This window comes from Jeotgalibacillus marinus, assembly GCF_040801915.1.
GTDB classification, from domain to species: Bacteria; Bacillota; Bacilli; order Bacillales; family Jeotgalibacillaceae; genus Jeotgalibacillus; species Jeotgalibacillus marinus.
In genome coordinates, this window is record NZ_JBFMIA010000130.1 from 1 (window position 1) to 281 (window position 281).

Below are 281 nucleotides of genomic sequence, written 5' to 3' on the forward strand. Positions count from 1 at the left end.
TCAAGTAGTCGTAACCGAGCGAGGTCTGGAAGGTCGTCGAGTTATCGACAGCCATCTTGTTGATCGCCTCGTTACCGATCGAACCGTGGGCATTGATACCGAAGTCCCAATTCTTATAGGTCACCTGCGTGCTGATACCGTAGTAGAAGTCGGGCGTTGCGCTGCAACCGGTCAGATACTTATCATCCTCCGAGATCGTACCGTCACCATTGCGGTCGATGTAGGTGTTCTGCAACGGCTTACCGTTGGCATCATAAGCCTGCTGGAAGAGGTAGAAGGTG

Annotated in this window: 1 protein-coding gene; it reads right to left on the bottom strand. The window is 52.7% G+C overall.

Features of this window, described 5'->3' with window-relative positions:
• On the bottom strand, window positions 1–281 hold a 281-nt coding region (locus AB1471_RS17250), incomplete at both ends, for a hypothetical protein (protein ID WP_367780966.1).